The organism is Staphylococcus sp. HL28 (genome assembly GCF_021117155.1).
Taxonomy (GTDB): Bacteria; Bacillota; Bacilli; order Staphylococcales; family Staphylococcaceae; genus Staphylococcus; species Staphylococcus warneri.
The window spans coordinates 1,176,010-1,200,306 of the sequence record NZ_CP088218.1 but is presented as its reverse complement, the minus strand read 5'-3'; the positions used below and the strand labels follow the sequence as shown (position 1 = coordinate 1,200,306).

Sequence of the window (24,297 nt, the reverse complement as noted above, 5' to 3'; positions counted from 1 at the left end):
TTCATTTTGATGTTAGGTTATTATGACACTAATGTTTGTAATCCAATTTTAACAGCTTCATCAACTGATTCCATATTGGATTGTTTTAGAACCTTTTCAACTTTAGATAACTCCCGTTTTGAATAACCTAATGCTTCTAAAGCTAACATGGCTTCCTTAATCATAGATTCATTAGCATTTGAGTCAGTCATAACATTTAAAAGTGTGTCACTATTTTCTTCCGTAATTTGAACTTTGCCTTTTAAATCCAACACTATTTGTCGTGCAGTTTTCTTACCGATACCTGGGAATTTAGTGAGATAAGTATCGTTTTCATTTTCAATGGCTTGTTTTACTTCATTTGGTGTACTTGTTGCAAGTATAGCCAATGCTGACTTTGGTCCTATTCCCGTCACTTTAATTAAACTTAAAAACATATCTTTTTCTTCTTCATTTATAAAACCATAGAGTAGTTGCGCATCTTCTCTAACAATTAATGAAGTAAATATTTGAACTTCTTTATCCAAGTACTTTTGAAAACGATATGAATTAGGTGTTTGAATTTCGTAACCAACACCATTAACATCTACCACTACGTGTGTAGGAAACAATTGTGTTAGCTGACCTTTAATATACGCGTACATTTTAGCACATCCTCATTTACATACTCATGCTTATTAACTCTACTTTAGACACATGTTCAATTTCTCTTAAGGCAATTACTATATCATCTATCATTAAATCAGAAGATGATGCATTTAACGATAAAGTAATCGTTGCCTTATCATTCATCGGTACACTTTGATGTATAGTAAGTACAGACAACTGTAATTGAGAAATTGTATTTAATACTTGAGCCAACATACCTACAATATCATTGACATATAGAATTAAAGTGAATTCACGATGGTCTAATAGTTTTTCATCTACCGGAAATATAGTTTCTCTATATTTATAAAAAGCGCTTCGTGATAAACCGTATTGTTTTACAGCATCATAGATGGACAACTCAGAATTGTTTTTTAATGCATCTTTTATTTTTAATGTTTTAATTACAGATTCAGGTAAAACATCTTCGCGTATAAGATAAAACTTCTTATATTCTTTATTGTCCATCTTTCACACTCCTATTCTATAAATTCGAATTCTCCACCAAGAATTCTTACGATATCTCCGTTGCTACAGCCTCTAGCTCTTAAGGCATCATCAATACCCATTGAACGCATTTGTCTTGCGAATCGACGTACTGCTGGATCACTATTAAAATCTGTCATCTTGAATGTTCTTTCGATTGCATTACCACTTACAACATATGCACCATCATCATCTCTTGTAATCTTGAATGTATCTTGAGATGGTGTATGTTTGTATACAACACGGTTAACACCAACATTTTCATCTTCTTCAACAGAGAAATCAATGTCTTTTACTTTTTCAAGTTGATCAGCAATTGTATATAATAATTGATCAATATTATCTCTTGACACTGCAGATAACGGAATAATAATATGGTCGTCACCGATTTCTTCCTTGAATAATTCTAAATTATCTTTAGCATCTGGCATATCCATTTTATTTGCTACTATAATTTGTGGACGATCTTCTAAACGTTGCTTATATGCCACTAATTCTTTATTAATGACGTGATAATCATCGATAGGATCACGCCCTTCTGAGCCACTCATATCAATCATATGTACAATTACTTTTGTACGTTCAACATGTCGTAAAAATTGATGTCCTAAACCTACGCCGTCTGAAGCACCTTCAATTAATCCTGGTAAGTCAGCCATAACAAAACTTCTATAATCAGGTGTAGAAACTACTCCTAAGTTTGGTTTAATTGTTGTAAAATGATAAGCTCCAATTTTAGGCTTAGCTTTAGAAACGATTGATAATAAAGTGGATTTACCTACACTAGGAAAACCTACTAAACCTACATCCGCTAACAATTTTAATTCAAGCGTTACATCAATTTCTTCACCTGGTTCACCATTTTCACTGAAGTCTGGTGCAGGGTTTCTAGGTGTCGCAAAACGTGAGTTCCCACGTCCTCCACGACCACCTTTAGCTACTACAGCACGTTGGCCATCTTCAACTAAGTCTGCAAGGACTTCTTCAGTTTCAACACTTTTAACAATTGTGCCAGGTGGTACTTTTAATACCAAGTCTTCTGCATTTCTTCCATGCATGTTACTGCTTTGACCGTTTTCGCCTTTTTTAGCTTTAAAGTGCGTTTGATATCTAAAATCTAATAATGTACGTAGACCTTCATCTACTTCAAATATCACTGATGCACCTTTACCACCATCGCCACCAGCTGGTCCACCGAATGGTACATATTTTTCTCTTCTGTATGCGGTAATACCATTACCACCATCTCCTGCTTTAAGAGATATTTTCACTTGATCGACAAACATATATCTCACCTCTTTTACTCATTTTTGTATTCATGATCTGTTTAATTATATCATTAAGTTTATTTGTAGAAAAATTTTAATTCTTAAATTTAATCTTAAGGTATCAACTTGATCTTATGTGATAACTTGTTTCCTTTAGAATAAGATTTTAAACAAAAGAAAACACCAGAAGCCTTCACTTCTGGTGTTAACTAGACAAAATTATTCAGCTACTGCATATACAGAAACTTGTTTTTTGTCGCGACCTTTGCGTTCAAATTTAACAACGCCGTCGATTTTAGCGAATAATGTATCATCGCCACCACGACCTACATTTTCACCAGGGTAAATTTTAGTACCACGTTGGCGATAAAGAATTGAACCACCTGTTACGTATTGACCGTCAGCACGTTTAGCACCTAAACGTTTAGATTCAGAGTCACGTCCGTTTTTTGTAGAACTTACCCCTTTTTTAGATGCGAAGAACTGTAAGTTTAATTTTAACATCGGGATACACCTCACTTATAATTTAATCTGATATTTTCATTATATTCTTCTTCAATCGTTTGTAAAGATACAAGCATTGCTTTCAGAATTAATTGAGCTTCATCGTTATTTGTATCAACACTTCTTATATGAAAATGACCTCCGTCATCGCTATAATCGATGTCCGGCTTTTCTGACGTCAATCCCATAATCGCATTAACACTACCAAATAATACGGCTGAGGCACCAGCACAGACTATGTCATGACCATATTCACCGTGATTAGCATGACCATCCATAACGACATCTGTTACTTTACCTTCGTCATTAACTGTAATATCAACAGTAATCATTATTACGCGTTAATTTTATCGATAGTTAATTTTGTGTATGGTTGACGATGGCCTTTTTTACGTTTTGAGTCTTTACGACGTTTGTATGTGAATACAGTGATTTTTTTACCACGACCGTTTTTATTAACAGTTGCAGTAACAGTAGCACCTTCAACTGTTGGCGCACCAACTTTAACTGAATCTCCACCTACAAATAATACTTTATCAAATGTGAAAGAATCACCTTCATTTACGTCTAATTTTTCAACGTAAATTTCTTGTCCTTCTTCTACTTTGATTTGTTTTCCACCTGTTTCAATAATAGCAAACATACTTTGCACCTCCTATATAATAAGTCACGCCATATATAGGTGACATTGTCATTATTAATAATACAATTTGTACTTTAACCTATATTTGAGCGGTTGTATGTAGCCTGAAACTACTCAACTACTGCATCTTACCATTACTTATATCCTACTGTCAATCTTGATTTGTATTTTCCTTAAAAATTTTAACATGAAAGGATATAGAATCGTTAACAGTATTAAATTGAGTATAAACGTTGGTAATAATCTAAGTAATAAGAATTCAATTAGATTAAATTGTATAAATCCAATCAATCCATAAATCAATGCTACGTATATTTCTATTAAGATCGTACTCATCAAAATAATAATATATATCATAACTTGATCTTTATAGAATATTTTAAAGAATCTATCCATAACCACTACAGCTAAGATATAACCAAACATGTATAGACCATAAATGCTTCCATAATATAAATCAGTTATTAAACCAAAAAATATTGCTAATACTAAAGCCACACCAAAACTACGATAGATGGTTAAAATTAATAAATACATTAAAGTTAAGTGTGGTACAAAAATGATATCGATTTTACCAAAGTGCATAGGAATGACTAAACCAATAATAGTATCAATATAAAAAAGTAGAATACCAATCAAGAAATAATATATTCCTCGCATTAGTTATCCCCACTTTCATCTTTTGGAAGTGAGGAAGCGTCTCGCTTAGCAACATATACATGATTTAAATCTGATAAATCTGCACCTGTTTTCACTCTTACTTCCTTAGCTAGTCCATATTGATCATTCTCTACACTTGTCACTTCACCTATGTATAAACTACTTGGCAATTGATCTGCCAAACCACTTGTTACAACTTTATCGCCTTTAGAAATACTATCTTTATTATTGATATCGCTAATAACTAATTCTTCATTTTTCGCATCATAATGATCTATTAATCCAAATACATTTTTAGATTTATGCTGTATATTAACTGATAGTTTACCTGCTCTTGTATTCGTTGAAATTAAATCCACCTGTGAAGAAAATTGATTTACTTTAGTAGTTCTTCCAATTAACCCTTCAGATGTCATGACTGCCATGTTATTTTTGATACCAGCTTTAGAACCTTTATCAATGACTATAGTATTCATCCATTGATCTGGATTTCTTGCTATAACAGTTGTAGAAATAGGATCATATTTAGATATATCTTTCATATCTAATTCCTTTTTATACTTCTTGTTTTCAGCCTCTAAACGTTGATTTTTAGCTTCTAATTGTTTGACTTTGCTTTTAGCTTCTTTCGATTCACCCATATTAAAAATATTACCAATTGCTCCAGTAACAAAATTTACAGGATAACTCATCACTCGTTGACCAAATGAAACAGAATCTCCTACATATTGCTCGGGAGGTGATTGAGATTGAGAGCGAATAGACAAACCAATTAATGCAATAAAAACAATAATTGCACATAAAACAACAATGAGTTTGTTATTTTTGAAAAATTTAAGCACCCAGAACACCTCTTATAAAACTTTAAAATTTATTCTTCCTCACTATTCTATATTACTGCTTAAATGAAATAAAGCACTAACGCTTAATAAAATCATTTTATATCATTATCACCCACTATAGAAGAAGACAACCTGCAATTTAACAATTTTAATAAGTTAATTGAGTGCTCATATTTTTAAGGAAAAGTAAAAAACTACCAACTTGCCATAAGTTAGTAGTTTTAAATGTATCACGCTATTTATTCTCTTTTTGTTGTTTTTCTTGTTTTTTTCTTTCTTTTTTCTCATCTTCGCTATAAAGCGTCTCTTCTTTTCTCCAACGTGCAAATAGATTTTGAGCTTTAGCTTGTTCGTTGGCACGCTTTTCTTTTGATTTTTCAACCATTGTCCACACCAACCTTTATCTTTTTACTCTCTATATAAAGGCTAACTTATTTGAATAAGGATTTCAAACATGTGAAACTAATTATTTTCAAATGCCTGTTCATTTTTTAATTCAATATTTTGTCCCAACTCATGTAAATCTTGCTGCATTTCAAACTCATTATTATATACTCGGATTGAATCAGAACCGAATTTATAAATAATAAATTCATCGCCTCTTTGACCGGCTAAATACTCATCATTATATCCCATTCTTCCGATTCCTGATACTGACATAAATTCTTTTTTATTGATCATATTAAATACATTTTTGATTTGACTTGTAGGTACATTCTTGATTATATCATTGTCTTCTATTGAATATCTTTTACCATGTTGCGGTTGTTTTGTATTATTATTTGGGTTATCCATATTTTGCTCAGTCTGATTTGGAGGATTACTAATTGGATTCCACTCTTGATCCCTTAGAAAAGGCGCATACTTTAACGCGATATAGATAATGATTAAAATAGCTATAACTGCTATAATATTTTTTATTATACTGAATATGAACCTCATAATATATCCTCCTTTACCATTTAAGTAATTATATTAAATTATTAGTGAAAAATATATAGGTCTAAGGAAGTATCCTAGATGTACCTATAGACGGATGTATTTAACTATCAATTTGAGTATAATATTAATATGAGTTTCGTGTCGTTAGGAGGTTTTCCATAATGAGTTTATTATCGATTATATTAATTGTATTACTTGTTATTTTATTGTTTAGAGTAGGTATATCAATCATCCGCTTTTTAATATCTGCAGGTATAATACTATTATGTATTTATCTTGCTTATCAAGGCATTATTTGGCTAATGGAAAATTATGATAAATTAATCGCATATATTCAATAATTTAAAAGCTATGAGAATCAATACAAAACAATGTATTAATTTCTCATAGCTTTTTTAAGTAAAATTACTTTTTAAATGTCGTAGATAAAAATCTAAAGAAAATATAACTTAAACCTAATAAAATACCCCAAATGCCACCTACAATAATTGAACCTAATACGACTAAACCAATCGATGAATGAGAATGAGCTACTATTGTCCCGATAACAGTAGTCACTACAATCCCTAATATTGATAATCCTATTGTGTATAAAAATAGCTTGATCGTCATTTTTTGATTTTTAGCATTTAAACGCATGATAAAAACAATTGGAATTAGTACGCCAATAATAAGAAATATAGTCAATTTAATGACCTCCTGCTGTCTCTTTTTATCTATTATACTATTCCAATTCTATTTATTCTAGATTCAAACTATTCATTATCAAAGTAACCACACTCTACTAAACTCGTAAACTGATTATCTCCAATAATAATATGGTCCAATACATTAATACCTAATATCATTCCACAATCTCTTAATCTAATTGTCGTATTAATATCTTCTTCCGAAGGCGTAACATCACCGGATGGATGATTATGAACGACTATCATTGAATTACATGATTCTTTAATTGCAACATTAAAAATTTCTCTAGGATGGATAATAGAACTATTCAATGTTCCTACAAAAACACATTTTTGTTTAATAACAATATTTTTGGAATTCAATAAAAGTACATAAAAATGTTCTTGTTGTAAATCTTTAAGCTTCGACATCATTAAATCTGCAACGTCTGCAGGACAAGTAATTTTAATTACTTCCTGTTGAGATACACTATTTATTCGCTCTCCTATTTCAAATGCAGCTTTTAAAGTTATAGCCTTATGATAACCTATACCTTTGACTTTGATTAAATCGTTAATTGAGAACTTTTTCAATTCTTTTAACGTATTTATACCACTTAATAATTCATTTGCAATTTCGATGCTAGAACACCCCTTTCTACCTGTGTTAATAAGTATTGCTAACAATTCTGAGTTGGATAGTGATGCAGCACCATTAGATACTAATCGCTCACGCGGCTTCTCAGAATTAGCCATTTCTTTGATTCTCAAAAAGGAACACCTCCAAATAATTCAATTAAAAAAGGATAAAAACTAGACACAAAAATAAAAGATAAAAAGATAAATGGAATAAGAGGGACGTATTTAATATTGTGGTTAAAAAAGGTTTTAATGATAATAGTTATCAAACCACCTATCATAAATGTGAAAAGAAAAAGGTAAAACATGAAGTTCATTGATAAGAATAAAGACAGAATGTTAAAAAGAAGGATATCTCCATAGCCGATATAACGATACATAAACATAAAGAATACGTGACTAATTATAAATGTAAGGAGAAATGTATTTAGATAGATTTGCGTTGTAAATAATAAAATTGTAGTGAAGATAATTAAAAAATATAAATTAATAGAATAATCTTCAATATCATTGATTGACATGACTAATAAAAACAAAAATGCAGTTAAATAGAGTTGAGGATTAATACTGATTAGTTGATAATAAATAAACAATATTGGTAGTAATGCAAGTAACTCACCTATCAAGTAACTATAGTTTAATGGTTGCTTACAACACCTCGACTTACCTTTTAAAATAAGGAAACTAAAAATTGGGATTAAATCAAAATATTGTAATTTACTTTGACAAAAATCACATTTGGATCTTAATTTTAAGTAATGTTTATTAAAATCATCATTAGTTGAAAGCTGATATAAGAAGCTAAATAGTACAGAGGATACATATGTGTAAATCAACATGGCTACTCCTTTCAAAAAGATTATAACATAATAATAAAACATATACATATTATCATTTTTTTATAAAAATAGTTGTATCTCACTCTAAAATTAATAAAGAAGCCAAGATTTCTAAAATATTTAGAAACCTTGGCTTTATTTTTTTGAAAATTATATTCTATCAAAATTTGTTTTAGATTTAACTTCGCTTATAAAATATAAGCTACCTGTAATAATTAGACCTTTTCCATCATAATTCTCTAAAAATTCTACGTAATCATCTATTAGCTCAATATTTTCTTTATTGATATTTTCAGCAATTTCTTCTTTTGATAATGCCTTTGGAAAATCAAAATCGGTAATATAAAATTGAGATGCAATGTCTTCTAATTTGTTTAACATATCACAAATTGGTTTTCCTTTAATTGCTGAGAATAAAATATCAATTTGATCACGACCATAGTATTGTTTAATCGTATCAATCAATGCATCTACACTTTCATTATTATGCGCACCATCAACTATCATTAATGGATGTTCTTTAACTTGTTCAATTCTACCTATCCAATTAACTGACTCAATACCATCAATCATTTTATTGAAATCAAGTTCTATGATTCCTGCTTCATTTAGTTCGATTAATGCAGTTATTGCTAATGATGCATTTTCTTTTTGATGTTCACCCAACATATTTAAAATAATTGTTTCAAGTTCGTAATCTTTATATCTATAAGTAAATTCATCATCTTGAGAAACTACAATAATTTCTCTATCTAACTCAATAGGTGTTGCATTTTGTTCTACTGCATAGTCTCTTATATATTTTAATGCATCTTCATTTTTCACAGAATAAATTACTGGTGTATTAAGTTTAATGATATCTCCCTTGTCTTTGGCTATATCTAAATAAGTGTTGCCTAAGATGTCAGTATGATCTAAACCTATACTCGTTAAAATAGACATAATTGGATTAAATACATTGGTTGAATCGTTTTTAATACCTAAACCGGCTTCAACAATAACAAAATCAACAGGGTGTATTTCACCAAAGTATAAAAACATCATTGTAGTAATAATTTCAAATTCTGTGGCATTGCCTAACTCTGTCTCTATTTCTAATGCTTCACTTATTGGTTTAACACGAGAAACTAATTCAACAATTTCATCATTTGAAATGGGATATCCATTTAAACTTATACGTTCATTAAAAGTTTCAATAAATGGAGATGTAAAAGTACCAACTTGATAGTTATTTTCAACCAATGCCGCTCTTAAATATGCTACTGTCGATCCTTTTCCATTTGTACCGCCTACGTGTATGCCTTTAATACGGTGTTGTGGGTTATTTAGTTTTTCTAGCATCCATTCCACACGTTTAACGCCTGGTTTGATGCCAAACTTAGTTCTTTCATGTATCCAATACAAGCTATCTAGGTAATTCATGATACATACTCCTATGCTTTTAATTGTTCAATTCTTGCTTTAACACCATCATATTTTTCTTGGTAATGCTTTTGCTTTTCTTTTTCTTCATTAATAATTTTTTCCGGTGCTTTATTGACAAAGTTTTCATTGGCCAATTTCTTATCGACGCGATCTAATTCACTTTGTAGTTTATCTAATTCTTTTTCTAAACGTGCAATCTCTTTATCCATATCAATTAAACCTTCTAAAGGTAAGATGACTTTACCCGCTAATACAACAGACGTCATTGCTTTCTCTGGGATATCGATATCAACATCGACTGTCAATTCACTTGGATGGCAGAATCTTTCTATATAATCAGCATTTTCTGTTAATGTAGATTGAATATTACTATCTTTAGCCTGAATCATAATTGGAATAGCTTTAGATAATGGCGTATTTACTTCTAATCGAGATTGTCTTATTGATTTGATAATTTCAACTAATTGTTGCATTGTTTGCTTACTATCATCAAACATTAGTTCCTCATTTACAGTTGGCCAAGATGCTTGAACAATTGTTTCTCCTTCATGAGGTAAACTTTGCCAAATTTTCTCTGTAACAAATGGCATAAATGGATGTAACATTCTCATAATACGATCTAATACATAACTTAATACAGAACGTGTCGTTTGTTTTTGGTCTTCGTCTTCACCATTCATAGGTATCTTGCTCATTTCAATATACCAATCGCAGAATTCATCCCAAATAAAGTTATATAAAGCTCGACCAACTTCACCAAACTCATATTTATCACTTAAATCTGTAACTGTAGCGATTGTTTCATTTAGACGTGTTAATATCCATTTGTCTGCTAAAGATAAGTCTCCTGATAAATCAATATCTTCAACTTTAAAGTCTTCACCAATATTCATTAAACTAAATCTTGCTGCATTCCATATTTTATTAATGAAATTCCATACTGATTCAACCTTTTCAGTTGAATAACGTAAATCCTGACCTGGAGCAGAACCTGTGGCAAGGAAGTATCTTAAACTATCAGCACCATATTCATCAATGACATCCATAGGATCTACACCGTTACCTAATGATTTACTCATTTTTCTACCATCTTCTGCTCTAACTAATCCGTGTAACAATACATCATTAAATGGTCTACGATCAGTGAACTCTAACCCTTGGAAAATCATACGTGCTACCCAGAAGAAAATAATATCATAACCTGTTACTAACGCATTAGTTGGGAAGTAACGTTTGAAATCTTCAGCTTCAACATCTGGCCAACCTAAAGTTGAGAATGGCCATAATGCACTAGAAAACCAAGTATCTAAAACATCTTCGTCTTGAGTCCAATTTTCAATATCTTCTGGTGCATTTTCTCCTACATAAATTTCACCAGTTTCATTATGATACCATGCAGGAATTTGATGGCCCCACCAAAGTTGTCTTGAAATTGTCCAGTCTCTGATTTCTTCCATCCAACGGTTAAATGTATTTTCAAATCTAGGTGGATAAAAATCAATACGATCATCTGTTTTTTGATTATCTAACGCACGTTGTGCTAAAGGTTTCATTTTAACAAACCATTGTGTAGATAAATATGGTTCTACTACAGCACCAGAACGTTCAGAGTGACCAACAGAGTGCATATGTTCCTCAATCTTAATGACTAAATCTTGTTCTTTTAAGTCTTCAACTAATTGTTTACGGCATTCAAAGCGCTCAAGACCTTCATATTTACCAGCATGGTGATTCATATGACCTTTTTCGTCCATTACAATAATATTTTCTAATTGATGACGTTGACCAATTTCAAAGTCATTAGGGTCATGAGCTGGTGTTACTTTCATAGCACCAGAACCAAATTCGATATCTACGTATTCGTCTGCTAATATTGGTAATTCTCTACCAACTATAGGTAATATAACTTTTTTGCCAATAACGTCTTTATATCTCTCGTCATTAGGGTTAACAACGATAGCCGTATCGCCTAACATCGTTTCTGGACGTGTTGTAGCGATTTCAATATATCCATCTCCATCAGCATATGGGTATTTGAAATGATAAAATGCACCTTGTACATCCTCATGTATCACTTCAATATCAGATAAAGCCGTACGAGCTTGAGGATCCCAGTTGATTATACGTTCGCCTCTATAAATAATGCCTTTGTTATAAAGATCAACAAACACTTTTTTAACAGCTTTACTTAAACCGTCATCCAAAGTAAAACGTTCTCTACTATAATCTAATCCTAATCCTAATTTAGCCCATTGTTTACGGATGAAGCTTGCATATTCTTCTTTCCAATCCCAAGCTTGTTCTAAGAATTTTTCACGACCAATATCATGACGTGAAATACCTTGTTCATTTAGTTTAGCTTCTACTTTAGCTTGTGTAGCAATACCAGCATGGTCCATACCAGGTAGATATAAAGTGTCATAACCTTGCATACGTTTCATACGTGTAATAATATCTTGTAATGTTGTATCCCAAGCATGACCTAAATGTAATTTTCCTGTTACATTTGGTGGTGGAATAACGATTGTATATGTTTCTTTATTAGTATCTTCTGATGGTTTGAAATAACCATTTTTTACCCATTCATCATATCTTCCCGCTTCTACTTCGCGTGGATTATATTTCGGTTTCATTTCCATAAAGTAAATCCTCCTCAAAAAATAAAAAACACCCATCCTATATAAATAGGACGGATGTTCCGTGGTACCACCTATATTCAAGAAAGTAGTTAGCTTGCAAATAAATTTTCAATCTTCTACTTTCGAGCACTCTAGAATTTGATTAACGCTCAAACACGCTTCTGCCTACTCTTTACTTCGTTCTTTCAGCAAAAGGACTAAGTGGGCTACCTTCAGTAGTAATTACTATGTATTTTCACCAACCATACACTCTCTAGAAAGTAATTAAAACATACTCTTCCCAAATATTATATTCATTTACTTAATTATAGTATAATGGAAATTCACATAAGTCAATCTATTAGGAGGAATTTTATGAACCCTTGTGCCTTTGGAACAAAAGATCCAATTTACATAGAATATCACGATCATGTTTGGGGGCAACCGATGTATGATAGTAAAGATTTATTTAAACTATTGGCTTTAGAATCTCAACATGCTGGTCTATCTTGGCTTACGATACTTAAGAAGAAATCCGCTTATGAAGAGGCATTTTGTCAATTCGATCCAAACAAGGTAGCGGCAATGACTGAGCAAGATGTCGACAACTTAATGACATTTCCGAATATTGTTCATCATAGAAAGAAATTAGAAGCTATTATTGCACAAGCAAAAGGTTATTTAGAAATTGAGAAAGAATACGGTAGTTTCAGTAAGTTTTTATGGTCTTATGTTGATGGTAAACCTATCGACATGGGTTATGTAGAGCCTGAAGATCGTATTACGGTAGATGACCGTGCTAAAGCTTTGTCCAAAGATTTAAAAAAATATGGGTTTAAATTCTTAGGACCAGTTACTGTATTTTCATTCCTAGAGGCAGCTGGATTATATGATTCACATTTAAAGAATTGTCCTCAAAAACCTAAACATGAATAAACTTAAAAGACGTATATCACAGCTTTGCAAAAAAGCTTTTGATATACGCCTTTTTATTAATTCTATTAATAATTTCATGAACGTTTTGATCTATATTTCAAGAAGTAATTGATTAATGGTGCGATTAAAAACAAGATAAAGAAGATTCTAAATATGTGATAACTAGATATCATAGCCACATCTGCACCTGTTTCAATTGCAACTAAAACTATTTGGCTCATACCTCCTGGTGCAGCACCTAAAAACAATTCATTGATTGAATCATGTGTGAAGAAATGTAAAATGCAAACCATTAGGAAAGCACTTAATATAAGCATAATATTTTGAAACGCAATCGCTATAGCTATTCTGCCTTTTAAGTCTGATAGTAAACGAGCAATCTGTAACCCTATTCGAATCATATACACCACTTGTGCTGATGCAAGTAACCAATTATCCAATGCAAACGTCACATCCGTCGTAATATTCCATACGATTAAGACCACAATAGGTGCCAATAATTGTTTTGTAGGAAAATTTATCTTAGCCATAATCCAATAAACTACAACGATTGCCAATACAATAAATATAAATTGCCATATATTTAAAACATCAGTTAAAGGTTTAGCTTTTACTATAGTTTCTCCACTACTTTGATCATTTTGAAAAAAATATGAAATTAAAGGCACTAAAATCACAACGAATATAATTCTAGATGTTTGTGTTAAACTCACAACTAAAATATTTGCATTTTTATCTTCCTCTGCCATGACTAACATTTGACTTAATGCACCTGGAATTACACTTAGAATGGCTGTTTCGGTATTTACGTCTGCAATTTTCTTAAATAATAATGCGATTAAAAGTGCTAATATGAGCAAAAGAATTGATACGAGAATAATTGTTAACCAACTTGCCTGAATATCTTTTATTACTGTTCTAGTAAATGTAGTTCCTATTTGAACACCTAAACAAATCAGACCAATTTGGCTAACCCAAAACGGCCATTTAATATCTAACTTAAATACTTTTATACATAAAATAGCCGCTATAATAGGACCAAACATAAAAGGTAATAATATATGGGATACCTTTAATAACAAACTTATCATAATGGATAATGCTAATATAATTAGGTTATTTCTATTTACTATCTTCATACGCACACTACCTTTTATAAATGTGTAAAATGGTATAAAATCCACTTATTTCAAACATACTCATTCATATTATCTCGTTTTATATAAATTAAGAGCCTGGGTATAAAGTATTATCCCAGGCTAAAAATATAATTAATTTTGTTTTTATTTTACTATACGACTTAATGAATTATCAAATGCTTGAATTGTTTTTTCAATATCTTCTTTAGTATGTGCTGTTGATAAGAAAGTCCCTTCAAATTGAGATGGTGGTAAGAATACACCTTCTTTTGCCATTTCTCTATACATCTCACTAAATAATTTCAAATCACTTTTATTGGCTTGTTCAAAGTTAGTAACAGGTCCTTCATTTAAGAAATAACCTATCATTGATCCAGCTCTGTTTACTGTTATAGGTACCTGATGCTTAGCAAAGACTTCTTTGAGTCCTTTTTCAAGTAAATCTCCTAATTCATTAAAATATTCATATGATTCAGGTGTTAATTGACTTAGTGTTTCATAACCACTTGTCATTGCTAACGGATTACCTGATAAAGTACCTGCTTGATAAATATTTCCTACTGGTGCGATGTGGTCCATGATTTCTTTTTTACCACCAAACGCTCCGACAGGTAAGCCTCCACCTATAACTTTACCTAAGCAAGTTAAATCTGGTGTCACTCCAAAGTAACCTTGCGCACAGTTGTAACCAACTCTAAAACCGGTCATAACTTCATCAAATATTAACAATGAACCATAATCATTAGTAATGTCTCTTAATCCTTGTAAAAAGCCTTCTACAGGAGGAACTACACCCATATTACCAGCGACTGGTTCAACTATCACTCCAGCGATATCATCACCATATTTTTCAAAAGCTAAACGTAATGAATCTAAATCGTTATAAGGCACAGTAATTGTATTTTTAGCAATACCTTCTGGTACACCTGGTGAATCAGGTAAGCCTAATGTTGCTACACCTGAGCCTGCTTTAATTAATAATGAGTCACTATGACCGTGATAACAACCTTCAAATTTAACAATTTTATTGCGTCCAGTATAACCACGCGCTAATCTTAATGTGTCTAATGTAGCTTCTGTACCTGAAGATACCATTCTAACTTTCTCAATTGAAGGTACTCTATCAATAACCAATTGTGCTAATTTATTTTCTTGTAGTGTAGAAGCACCAAAACTAGTGCCATTATCTACTGCTTTATGAAGATTTTCGATAACTTGTTTATTTTTATGGCCTAAAATAAGCGGTCCCCAACTTAACACATAATCAATGTATTCATTACCATCAATATCATATATTTTCGAACCTTCTGCATGATCCATAAAAATTGCAGGGGTATCTACTGATTTAAAAGCACGCACTGGACTATTTACACCGCCAGGCATTAAATCTTCAGCAATTTCCATTGCTTTTATTGATTTTTCATATCCCATAAATGTTGCCTCCTCTTTATTATTATCTTTGTTATTTATCTAGATATTGACAAATGTCTTTAGCAAAATAAGTAATAATCATATCTGCACCTGCACGTTTCATTGAAACCATTTGTTCCATAACAATCTTTTCTTCATCAATCCATCCATTTAAGGCAGCAGCTTTTGTCATACTATATTCACCACTTACATTGTATGCTACAACAGGCACATTAGTATGGTTTTTAACATCTCTAACTATATCTAAATAACTTAAAGCAGGTTTAACAATCATCATATCACATCCCTCTTTAAAGTCACTTTCAAGTTCTCTCAATGCCTCTAAACGATTGGCAGGATCCATTTGATATGTTTTACGGTCGCCAAATGAAGGTGCTGAATCAGCAGCATCTCTGAATGGTCCAAAGAAACTTGATGCATATTTAATACCATAACTCATAATCGGTATATTTTGATATCCGGCATCATCAAGTCCTTGTCTAATTTCAGCAACAAATCCATCCATCATATTACTTGGCGCAATAATATCTGCACCTGCTTCAACTTGAGAAATTGCGGTTTTAACAAGTAGTGGTAATGATTTATCATTATCTACATCATGTGTGTGGTCATCAATTACACCACAGTGCCCGTGGTCTGTATATTCACATAGACATGTATCTGCAACAATTAATAAGTCACTATACATTTTTTTAGCAATACGTGTTGCTTCTTGTACAACACCATTATGGTCGTATGCACCAGAGCCAACGTCATCTTTTTCATTTGGTACACCAAAGAACATAATTGCTCTAATACCTAAGTCATAAGCCTCTTTAATTTCTTCGTGTAATAAATTTAAGCTAATTTGATATACTCCTGGTAATGATTTAATTTCAGTTTTAATATCATCTTTTTCAACTACAAAAATTGGGTAAATTAAATCTTCTTTTCTTACATGTGTTTCACGAACCATATCTCTCATTGTTTGAGAAGAACGAAGTCTTCTATGTCTATCAAATTTCATTTTAGTCCCTACTTTCTACTACTTTATCTATCAATGACTCTAAAGTTTGTTTATTTGCGACAACAACTGGTTGGTTATATGAATGTAACGTATTCGCCGTTTGCTTGCCTATTGCAAAATAGTGATCAAACTTAGGTATTGGGTCTTCACTAAAATAATAACGTACTGAAGATGAACTTGAAAATGTTAAAGCATCAATTTTGTGGTTAAAAATTAATGATTTAACTTCTTTTATATGTTGGTAATGTGGTACCGGCTCGTACAAATCAATTTTTACAACATCATTATTAAGTCCTAATGTCTCTTTTAATAATGGTCGAGCTTGTTTACTAGAAGGTATGAGTATACTTTGGTTATAGTATTGAAATTCACTAATTAACCCTTCTTGTGAGTAATCCTGTGGAATTAAATCTACAGGAATTTTTAATTCACGACAATATTGAGCAGTTTTTTCACCAACAACTGCAATTTTTTTATAATTAACAAAATGTAAATACGGCCAAAAATATTTAACCGCATTTTTAGACGAAAAAATAAGCCAGTCATAGTTATCTTTTAACAAACGCGAATCGAATTCAAGTGGATTGATATCTATAAATGGTTTGTGAATAATCGTAACCAAATCACTTTGAATTTCACTTGTTTGTGTCATAACTACAACTGGTTTCATTTTAAAAAGTCACCTCGAAGATTATTATTCTTCATTTAATTTTCTAATAATTTCATAAGCGCCTTGTTCTTTTAGCACACGACTTACTTCTTTACCTAATTCTGTTGGAGAATCGCCAATAGCTGTATGTTCATATCGTTCTGTACCGTCTGGTGTCATAATTAGCCCTGTAAATTCTATTTGTTGTTGACTATTAATAGTTGCATATCCACCAATTGGGACTTGACAACTTCCATCCATTTCGGCTAAGAATGTTCTTTCTGCAGTAACGCATTTTTCAACATCTTTATTATGAACTTCTTGCAATAGATCTAATAATTCTTCATCATCACTTCTGCACTCAATGCCAAGCGCACCTTGGCCGATAGCTGGAAGTAAAATATCTTTATCTAAATAAGTTGTTACAATATCGTCTGACCAACCCATTCGTCTTAAACCAGCTGCTGCTAAGATAATGGCATCATAGTCTTCAGTTTCAAGCTTTTGTATTCTCGTATCAATATTACCTCGTATCCATTTGATTTCTAAATGGGGATACTTAGATAAAATTTGAGCTCCTCTTCTTAGAGAGCTAGTTCCAATAATACTGCCTTCAGGTAATTCTCTTAAAGGGATATGATTTTTGGAGATATAAGCATCAAAAGGGACCTCTCTATCAGGAATACAACCCAATGTTAGTCCTTCAGGAATCACACTGGGTACATCTTTTAATGAATGAATAGCCATATCAATTTGTTTTTCAAACAATTCGTTTTGAATTTCTTTAACAAATAAACCTTTACCACCGACTTTAGACAATTGCTTACCTACTATTCGATCCCCTTTAGTAACTATTTCTTTAATCTCAATATCCAAGTCTGGACGTACCTGCTTCAATTTATCAATAAATTGCTGGCTCTGAGTTAAAGCTAATTTACTTCTTCTTGATCCAACTACTAACTTGCGCATGTTTTGCTGCCTCCTAGAAAAACACTCGTTCTCTTTTCCACTCTATAAATAATCACTACAACCAATTTATGAAAAATGTGTAGTGAAAAATAGGTTGAACATACATAAACAGAATAAAATAATATTAAAATATATAAGGTTCTTTTGATTGATAATCTTTTTCACTCTAAATATTAAATAAATACCATACAATAGCGTAATGAAAGTAGAAAAAATAACTTTAGGATCAATAAATATTCGCTGACCTACTGAAAATACACCCCATTGTGCACCTAAAATAATACTAAAAATAAGTACAATCCATCCTGCCAAAGTGGTAAAAAAGACAATAGACTCTAAAGTAGCTACACTACCTATTCTAAAATATTTCTGATCAAAATTCTTTTCTTTTAAATTACGGTATTGAATGATATAAAGTAAACAATTTACGAATGCTAGAGCAAAAAATGCATAGCTTAAAATCGCTAAACCAATGTGGACAAGTAACAATTCATTTATAACTGCCACTTGTTGTACTTGGCTATGATAATGGTCAGGTTGAAATGTATTCATTGCCATTAGTACAAAACCAATTAAATTTAAAAAGAACACAGAAAAATTCAATGTTTTTATCACATTCAAAATAAGTGATAAAGATATAATAATCCATGTAAGTGAGAAAAACACATCAAACAGTGACGCTAATGGTACATGTTTTGTTTGTATAATAAAAACAGTTAAAGAGATTGTTTGTAAAACCCAAACAATCCCCAATGTATATATACCAAAAACTCTAATTTGATGACTTTTTCTCACAAAATCTAGAAAATAGCAAACAATACTAATTAAATAAATGATTAATATTATTTCATGAAATCGAATAAACAGGTTTTCTTGCATATCATCACCATATTAATATGCTTATTCAAAACTAAAAATTCGACGTGCTGAAATTTCCTTAGCTTTATTTTCTTTATGTTGTCTCGCCTGTTCATAAGGGTTATCAGCTTCTATGTCAAAAATGCTTTGAAAGAGCTCTAATTTTTCGTTACTTTTCTTATCACTACTTAATTCTTTAGCCTGCTTAATAGGGTCTTTTAACATTTGATTGATAATACTTTTAGTATGTTTAGAGATTATCTTTCTTTCTCTTTCTGATAAATCTGGTAATTTTCTATCTATACTATCCATTGTTTCAGATTGAATGTTCATTGCTTTTTCACGTAAAGCTCTAATAACTGGTACCACACCTAGCATATTTACCCATTCATTATGAGTATCTATTTCACTAGGTATTTGATCAGCTATTGTTTGTGCTGCTAATTGACGCTCCCTTAAGTTCGCATCAACCAATCCTTTCAAGTCATCAACGTCGTAATTAAATATATTGTTAATTGCATCAATACCAGGCTCAATATCTCTTGGAACTGCAATATCAACTAATAATAAAGCGTCCAATTTTCGTTGATCGGCAATAGATTCAATTAAATCATTAGTAATGATATACGACTCTGAACTCGTAGAACTGATTACAATATCTGCTTGTTGTAATAAATTAGGTAATGCATCTAATGAATCAAATTTAACTTGATGCTTATTAGCTAACGCTTTTGCTTTACCCACAGTTCTATTAACAATAGTTATGTTTGTAATACCTGACCCTAACAGATTTAAGAGTGATAATTCACTCATTTCCCCTGCACCAATAATGACAGCTTGTTTATATTTTAGTTTTCCGAATACCTTTTTAGCTAATTCAACTGCAGCATATGAAACACTAACTGCATTATCTGCAATATCTGTTTCACTATGTGCTCTTTTAGCAAAAGTAATTGCCTGTTTAAATAAATGATTAAAGATTGTACCAGTTGTACCTGTTTCTTGGGCTAGGAAAAATGCATCGCGCATTTGTCCTAGTATTTGTGTTTCACCAAGTACTATGGAATCTAAGCCAGAAGTGACACGCAATAGATGTTCTACAGCTTCGTCCCCCACTTTAACTTCTGACATGTCTTTAATGTCATCTACTTCAAATCCAAATTTACGTGCTAAAAATCTTTGAACGTAATAACGTCCGGTATGAATTTGATCAACAACGGCGTATACTTCGGTACGATTACATGTAGATAAGATGACGTTTTCTAAGATGGCTTTGGTTTCATATAAATCTTCATGGGCTAATCGTAAGGCATCATCTCTAAAAGCAACTTGCTCTCTTAGTGCTACATTAGCAGTTCGATGATTTATGCTTATTGCAATAAAATGCATTTATAACGCCCTCCATATACTTACAATAACCTAAGTATAACACATTTGTAATTATTATTAAGTCCATTGCTCAAATAAATTAGAAAGATTCTAATCTAACTTCATTTTTTTGTCAAATTTGTTAAATTTAATTTTATATTCGAAGATTTAGTCTAGAATCTCAAAAAATGATTATGAATAATTAAAATGATTATAAATAAGATTCAATCATATCCCATATTTGTTGTTGCTTATTATTTTTTATAGAAGAATAGCTAACTATAGTATCTCCTTCTTCTAAATCTAATTTGTTTTTGATGTTATTTAAATGTTTTTGTACTTTCCCTTTCGGAATTTTATCTTCTTTGGTACATATGATTAAAGTTGGAATATCAAAATGTTTTAAATAATTATACATAAGTACATCATCTTCAGTTGGATTATGTCTCAAATCAACCAGTTGGATGACCAATTGTAATTTTTGACGTGTTGTTAAATACTCTTCGATCATTTTGCCAAACTTTTCCCGTTGAACTTTACTTACTTTAGCATAACCATAACCTGGCACATCTACAAATACTAATTGGTCGTCAATATTAAAGAAATTCAACGTCTGTGTTTTACCCGGTTGTTGTGAAGTACGAGCCATGTTTTTTCGCCCAATCATACTATTGATAAATGATGATTTACCAACATTTGAACGTCCACTTAATGCTACTTCAGGTACATCTGTTTCTGGATATTGTGCTTCTTGTACAGCACTTATAATTAAATCTATATTATTAGGATTAATTTTCATTGGTGATCCTCACTTTTCTTATTTCTCACATTAACACTTTACCATTACTTTTATCCCTATGTCATCCTAGTTTTAAGAAATACAAATATTGAATAATTATTACATAAAAAAAGAGCCACAATAACATGTGGCTCTGTACCATAAATATAAAATTATGCAGATGTTTTACTGTTGTTGATTAAATTACCTTCTGAATCATATAATTCAGGCTCAACTTCATCATTGATTGTTTGTTCTGTAATAATCACCTTAGATACATCTTCTGATGAAGGCACATCATACATTATATCAATTAACGCTTCTTCGATAATAGAACGAAGTCCTCTAGCACCTGTCTTACGTGCAATTGCTTTTTCACTAATAGCAGACAATGCTTCTTCGCTAAATACTAATTCGACGTTATCTAGTTCTAACATTTTAGTATATTGCTTAACTAGTGCATTTTTAGGTTGCGTTAAAATATTTTTAAGTGCATCTACATCTAAAGTTTCTAAATTAGCTACGATTGGTACACGACCAATAAATTCAGGAATCAAACCGTAAGATTGTAAATCTTCTGGTCTAATTTGCTCTAATAATGCTTCTTCATCATATTTATCAGCTTCATTACTAGCGAAACCAATGACTTTTTCACCTAAACGACGTTTGATGACTTCATCAATTCCATCAAAGGCACCACCAAGAATGAATAAAATATTTGTTGTATCAATTTGTATCAATTCTTGGTTTGGATGTTTACGTCCACCTTGAGGAGGCACGCTCGCAGTAGTACCTTCTAAAATTTTAAGTAATGCTTGTTGCACACCTTCACCTGAAACATCACGTGTAATAGATGTATTTTCAGATTTTCTTGCAATCTTATCAATTTCATCTACGTAAATAATACCTTTTTCGGCTTTATCGATATCAAAATCAGCCGCTTGAATCAAACGTAATAAGATATTCTCTACGTCATCACCAACATAGCCAGCTTCTGTTAAACTTGTAGCATCTGCGATTGCAAATGGCACGTTTAATGTTTTAGCTAATGTTTGTGCTAATAATGTTTTACCACTACCTGTTGGTCCGATTAATGCAATGTTACTTTTTTGTAATTCTACATCATCTTCATTAGGACCTAATTGTTGAATACGTTTGTAATGATTATAAACAGCTACAGATAAAGCTTTTTTAGCTTTTTCTTGTCCGATCACATATTCATTCAAATGATCCATAATTTCTTTAGGAGTTGGTAATTCTGTTAATTCCTCTGAAGAATTTTGTGCTAATTCTTCTTCAACGATTTCTGAGCATAATTCAATACACTCATTACAAATATATACGCCACTTCCTGCAACTAATTTCTTAACTTGGTCTTGATCTTTACCACAGAAAGAGCATTTTAAATTTTCTTCATCTTCATTGAATTTGAACATTCTTTTTTACACCCCTATTCCATAAAGACTATACTAGATAGCATTCTATAATGCAACATAATAACATTTCAATTGATTTGCTTGAAAATAGGAAGGAGTGGGACTGAATTCAAACTATAACAGATTGAACTCATGGCCCCACCCCACAAGATAATATATCTTATTTATCCTACCTATCAATATTATTAAAACAATACAATGTTAAATTGATAATCGCTTTAATAGAACAGTCATTAGTCTTCTTTGCTTCCTTCTACTAATTTAGCATTGTCTTTTAATAAATCGATAACTTTTTGGATGCGAACATCATTTTTAACAATATCAGTATTACCTAATGTGTTTTTGATATCTTCAACTGAAATGTTGAATTGTTCACTCATTTTTTCTAGTTCTTTATCAATATCTTCGTCTGAAACTTCAATATTTTCAGCATCAGCAATTGCAGTTAATGTTAAGTTTGTTTTAACACGTTGTTCTGCATCGTCTTTCATTTGCTCTCTTAATTGAGACTCATCTTGTCCAGAGATTTGGAAATATGTTTGTAAATCTAATCCTTGTTGTTGGATTCTTTGACCAAATTCTTGAACCATACGATCTAATTCAGTGTCGATCATTGCTTGAGGAATGTCGATTGTAGCATTGTCTGTTGCTTTTTTAATTGCTTCTTCTTTTTCAGTGTTTTCAGCTTCAGTAGCTTTTTGTTCAGCAAGACGTTTACGTAAGTTTTCTTTGTATTCATCAACTGAATTAGCTTCTGCATCTAACTCATTAGCAATTTCATCATTTAATTCTGGAACATCTTTATATTTGATTTCATTTACTTTTGTTTTGAATGTAGCTTCTTTTCCAGCTAATTCTTCAGCATGATATTCTTCTGGGAATGTAACAACTACGTCTTTTTCTTCACCAGTTTTCATGCCTTCTAATTGTTCTTCGAAACCTGGGATGAATGAACCTGAACCAACTTCTAAGTCGTAACCTTCAGCTTGTCCACCTTCGAATTCTTCACCATCAACTGAACCACTGAAGTCAATATTAACTGTGTCGCCATTTTCAACAGCTCCGTCTTCTTTGACTACCATTTCAGCCATGTGACCTAGACTATGGTTAATTGATTCTTCTAATTCTTCATCTGTTAGTTCAGAATCTTGTTTTTCAATTTCTAAACCTTTGTAGTCACCTAATTTAACTTCTGGTTCAACAGTTACAGTAGCTTCAAAAATGAAATCTTTACCTTTTTCAATTTGAGTTACGTTAACTTCTGGTTGAGCAACTGGATTAATACCAGTTTCATCAATAGCTTCACCGTAAGCTTCTGGTAATAAAATGTCTACTGCATCTTGATATAATGCTTCAACACCAAAGCGTTGTTCAAAAATTGGACGAGGCACTTTACCTTTACGGAATCCAGGTACATTAATTTGTTTAACTACTTTTTTAAATGCTTGATCTAATGCTTTATCTACTTTTTCTGATGGAACAGTAACAGTTAATAATCCTTCGTTACCTTCCTTTTTTTCCCAAGTTGCTGTCATGTATAAATACCTCCATGAATAACTATTTTAT

27 protein-coding genes and 2 other annotated features are annotated in these 24,297 nt (G+C 31.6%); of the genes, 2 read left to right on the top strand and 25 right to left on the bottom strand.

Going from position 1 to position 24,297, the window contains the following annotated elements; translation table 11 throughout:
- Positions 1-20: 20 nt before the first annotated feature.
- The 10 genes from ruvA to LPC11_RS05830 all read right to left on the bottom strand — a co-directional run bounded on the left by ruvA (position 21) and on the right by LPC11_RS05830 (position 5,972).
- Entirely contained in the window at positions 21-623 is a 603-nt protein-coding gene (gene ruvA / locus LPC11_RS05875; RefSeq protein ID WP_107566483.1) for a Holliday junction branch migration protein RuvA, read from the bottom strand.
- Between the two features lie 16 nt (positions 624-639).
- A complete protein-coding gene (locus LPC11_RS05870; RefSeq protein ID WP_023372800.1) occupies positions 640-1,095 on the bottom strand; it encodes an ACT domain-containing protein in 456 nt (151 codons plus the stop codon).
- Positions 1,096-1,106: 11 nt separating this feature from the next.
- The gene (obgE, locus tag LPC11_RS05865) at positions 1,107-2,399 is read right to left on the bottom strand and encodes a GTPase ObgE (protein WP_023372802.1); all 1,293 of its coding nucleotides are present in this window, start codon (positions 2,397-2,399) and stop codon (positions 1,107-1,109) included.
- 201 nt (positions 2,400-2,600) lie between these two features.
- Complete coding sequence (rpmA, locus tag LPC11_RS05860) at positions 2,601-2,885, bottom strand: 50S ribosomal protein L27 (protein ID WP_002451796.1); 285 nt, start codon at positions 2,883-2,885, stop codon at positions 2,601-2,603.
- An 11-nt stretch (positions 2,886-2,896) separates the two neighbouring features.
- Entirely contained in the window at positions 2,897-3,217 is a 321-nt protein-coding gene (locus tag LPC11_RS05855) for a ribosomal-processing cysteine protease Prp (protein WP_002466559.1), read from the bottom strand.
- Positions 3,218-3,219: 2 nt separating this feature from the next.
- Positions 3,220-3,528 carry a 50S ribosomal protein L21 gene (gene rplU, locus LPC11_RS05850; RefSeq protein ID WP_002451794.1) on the bottom strand — a complete coding sequence of 103 codons (309 nt, stop codon included), beginning with the start codon at positions 3,526-3,528 and terminating at the stop codon, positions 3,220-3,222.
- A 12-nt stretch (positions 3,529-3,540) separates the two neighbouring features.
- Positions 3,541-3,633: a sequence feature (ribosomal protein L21 leader region), on the bottom strand.
- Between the two features lie 33 nt (positions 3,634-3,666).
- Positions 3,667-4,188: a rod shape-determining protein MreD gene (gene mreD / locus LPC11_RS05845; protein ID WP_023372804.1), complete on the bottom strand. Its 522-nt coding sequence runs from the start codon at positions 4,186-4,188 to the stop codon at positions 3,667-3,669.
- The gene (mreC, locus tag LPC11_RS05840; RefSeq protein WP_041613580.1) at positions 4,188-5,030 is read right to left on the bottom strand and encodes a rod shape-determining protein MreC; all 843 of its coding nucleotides are present in this window, start codon (positions 5,028-5,030) and stop codon (positions 4,188-4,190) included. The genes mreD and mreC overlap by 1 nt, the downstream gene beginning before the upstream one ends.
- Before the next feature lie 235 nt (positions 5,031-5,265).
- On the bottom strand, positions 5,266-5,415 hold the full coding sequence (locus tag LPC11_RS05835; protein ID WP_002467422.1) for a hypothetical protein: 150 nt from the start codon (positions 5,413-5,415) through the stop codon (positions 5,266-5,268).
- Between the two features lie 77 nt (positions 5,416-5,492).
- Complete coding sequence (locus LPC11_RS05830; RefSeq protein ID WP_002467424.1) at positions 5,493-5,972, bottom strand: DUF4930 family protein; 480 nt, start codon at positions 5,970-5,972, stop codon at positions 5,493-5,495.
- A gap of 161 nt (positions 5,973-6,133) precedes the next feature.
- Between LPC11_RS05830 and LPC11_RS05825 the strand changes: the two genes are divergently transcribed.
- Positions 6,134-6,313: a hypothetical protein gene (locus LPC11_RS05825; protein WP_023372807.1), complete on the top strand. Its 180-nt coding sequence runs from the start codon at positions 6,134-6,136 to the stop codon at positions 6,311-6,313.
- A 64-nt stretch (positions 6,314-6,377) separates the two neighbouring features.
- Here the strand turns inward: LPC11_RS05825 and LPC11_RS05820 are convergent, their stop codons facing one another.
- The 5 genes from LPC11_RS05820 to LPC11_RS05800 form a co-directional block, all read right to left on the bottom strand.
- A complete protein-coding gene (locus LPC11_RS05820; protein WP_023372809.1) occupies positions 6,378-6,659 on the bottom strand; it encodes a hypothetical protein in 282 nt (93 codons plus the stop codon).
- Between the two features lie 68 nt (positions 6,660-6,727).
- On the bottom strand, positions 6,728-7,411 hold the full coding sequence (gene radC, locus LPC11_RS05815) for a RadC family protein (RefSeq protein ID WP_041613583.1): 684 nt from the start codon (positions 7,409-7,411) through the stop codon (positions 6,728-6,730).
- Positions 7,408-8,118, bottom strand: a complete 711-nt coding sequence (locus LPC11_RS05810) for a prepilin peptidase (protein WP_023372813.1) — start codon at positions 8,116-8,118, stop codon at positions 7,408-7,410. The genes radC and LPC11_RS05810 overlap by 4 nt, the downstream gene beginning before the upstream one ends.
- 150 nt (positions 8,119-8,268) lie before the next feature.
- Positions 8,269-9,540: a bifunctional folylpolyglutamate synthase/dihydrofolate synthase gene (locus tag LPC11_RS05805; protein WP_023372815.1), complete on the bottom strand. Its 1,272-nt coding sequence runs from the start codon at positions 9,538-9,540 to the stop codon at positions 8,269-8,271.
- Positions 9,541-9,551: 11 nt separating this feature from the next.
- On the bottom strand, positions 9,552-12,182 hold the full coding sequence (locus LPC11_RS05800; RefSeq protein ID WP_023372817.1) for a valine--tRNA ligase: 2,631 nt from the start codon (positions 12,180-12,182) through the stop codon (positions 9,552-9,554).
- 43 nt (positions 12,183-12,225) lie between these two features.
- Positions 12,226-12,479 (bottom strand) — a binding site (T-box leader).
- Positions 12,480-12,536: 57 nt separating this feature from the next.
- Here LPC11_RS05800 and LPC11_RS05795 point away from each other — a divergent pair.
- The gene (locus tag LPC11_RS05795) at positions 12,537-13,097 is read left to right on the top strand and encodes a DNA-3-methyladenine glycosylase I (protein ID WP_104681468.1); all 561 of its coding nucleotides are present in this window, start codon (positions 12,537-12,539) and stop codon (positions 13,095-13,097) included.
- 74 nt (positions 13,098-13,171) lie between these two features.
- Here the strand turns inward: LPC11_RS05795 and LPC11_RS05790 are convergent, their stop codons facing one another.
- From LPC11_RS05790 to tig, 10 genes are all read right to left on the bottom strand, one after another.
- Complete coding sequence (locus LPC11_RS05790; RefSeq protein WP_023372821.1) at positions 13,172-14,236, bottom strand: AbrB family transcriptional regulator; 1,065 nt, start codon at positions 14,234-14,236, stop codon at positions 13,172-13,174.
- A gap of 144 nt (positions 14,237-14,380) precedes the next feature.
- Positions 14,381-15,667 (bottom strand): glutamate-1-semialdehyde 2,1-aminomutase, encoded by a 1,287-nt coding sequence (gene hemL / locus LPC11_RS05785; RefSeq protein WP_023372823.1) that lies wholly within the window; start codon positions 15,665-15,667, stop codon positions 14,381-14,383.
- 31 nt (positions 15,668-15,698) lie between these two features.
- Positions 15,699-16,673: a porphobilinogen synthase gene (hemB, locus tag LPC11_RS05780; RefSeq protein WP_023372825.1), complete on the bottom strand. Its 975-nt coding sequence runs from the start codon at positions 16,671-16,673 to the stop codon at positions 15,699-15,701.
- A gap of 1 nt (position 16,674) precedes the next feature.
- Positions 16,675-17,343, bottom strand: coding sequence for a uroporphyrinogen-III synthase (locus tag LPC11_RS05775; protein WP_023372827.1), 669 nt, complete (start codon positions 17,341-17,343; stop codon positions 16,675-16,677).
- A gap of 24 nt (positions 17,344-17,367) precedes the next feature.
- Positions 17,368-18,291 (bottom strand): hydroxymethylbilane synthase, encoded by a 924-nt coding sequence (gene hemC / locus LPC11_RS05770; RefSeq protein WP_023372829.1) that lies wholly within the window; start codon positions 18,289-18,291, stop codon positions 17,368-17,370.
- A 66-nt stretch (positions 18,292-18,357) separates the two neighbouring features.
- Positions 18,358-19,170 (bottom strand): cytochrome C assembly family protein, encoded by an 813-nt coding sequence (locus tag LPC11_RS05765; protein ID WP_023372831.1) that lies wholly within the window; start codon positions 19,168-19,170, stop codon positions 18,358-18,360.
- Between the two features lie 21 nt (positions 19,171-19,191).
- Complete coding sequence (gene hemA, locus LPC11_RS05760) at positions 19,192-20,538, bottom strand: glutamyl-tRNA reductase (RefSeq protein WP_107566554.1); 1,347 nt, start codon at positions 20,536-20,538, stop codon at positions 19,192-19,194.
- Positions 20,539-20,728: 190 nt separating this feature from the next.
- The gene (gene yihA / locus LPC11_RS05755) at positions 20,729-21,316 is read right to left on the bottom strand and encodes a ribosome biogenesis GTP-binding protein YihA/YsxC (protein ID WP_002451775.1); all 588 of its coding nucleotides are present in this window, start codon (positions 21,314-21,316) and stop codon (positions 20,729-20,731) included.
- Between the two features lie 152 nt (positions 21,317-21,468).
- Positions 21,469-22,731 (bottom strand): ATP-dependent Clp protease ATP-binding subunit ClpX, encoded by a 1,263-nt coding sequence (clpX, locus tag LPC11_RS05750; protein ID WP_023372837.1) that lies wholly within the window; start codon positions 22,729-22,731, stop codon positions 21,469-21,471.
- A 233-nt stretch (positions 22,732-22,964) separates the two neighbouring features.
- On the bottom strand, positions 22,965-24,266 hold the full coding sequence (gene tig, locus LPC11_RS05745; protein ID WP_023372838.1) for a trigger factor: 1,302 nt from the start codon (positions 24,264-24,266) through the stop codon (positions 22,965-22,967).
- Between the last annotated feature and the right edge of the window lie 31 nt (positions 24,267-24,297).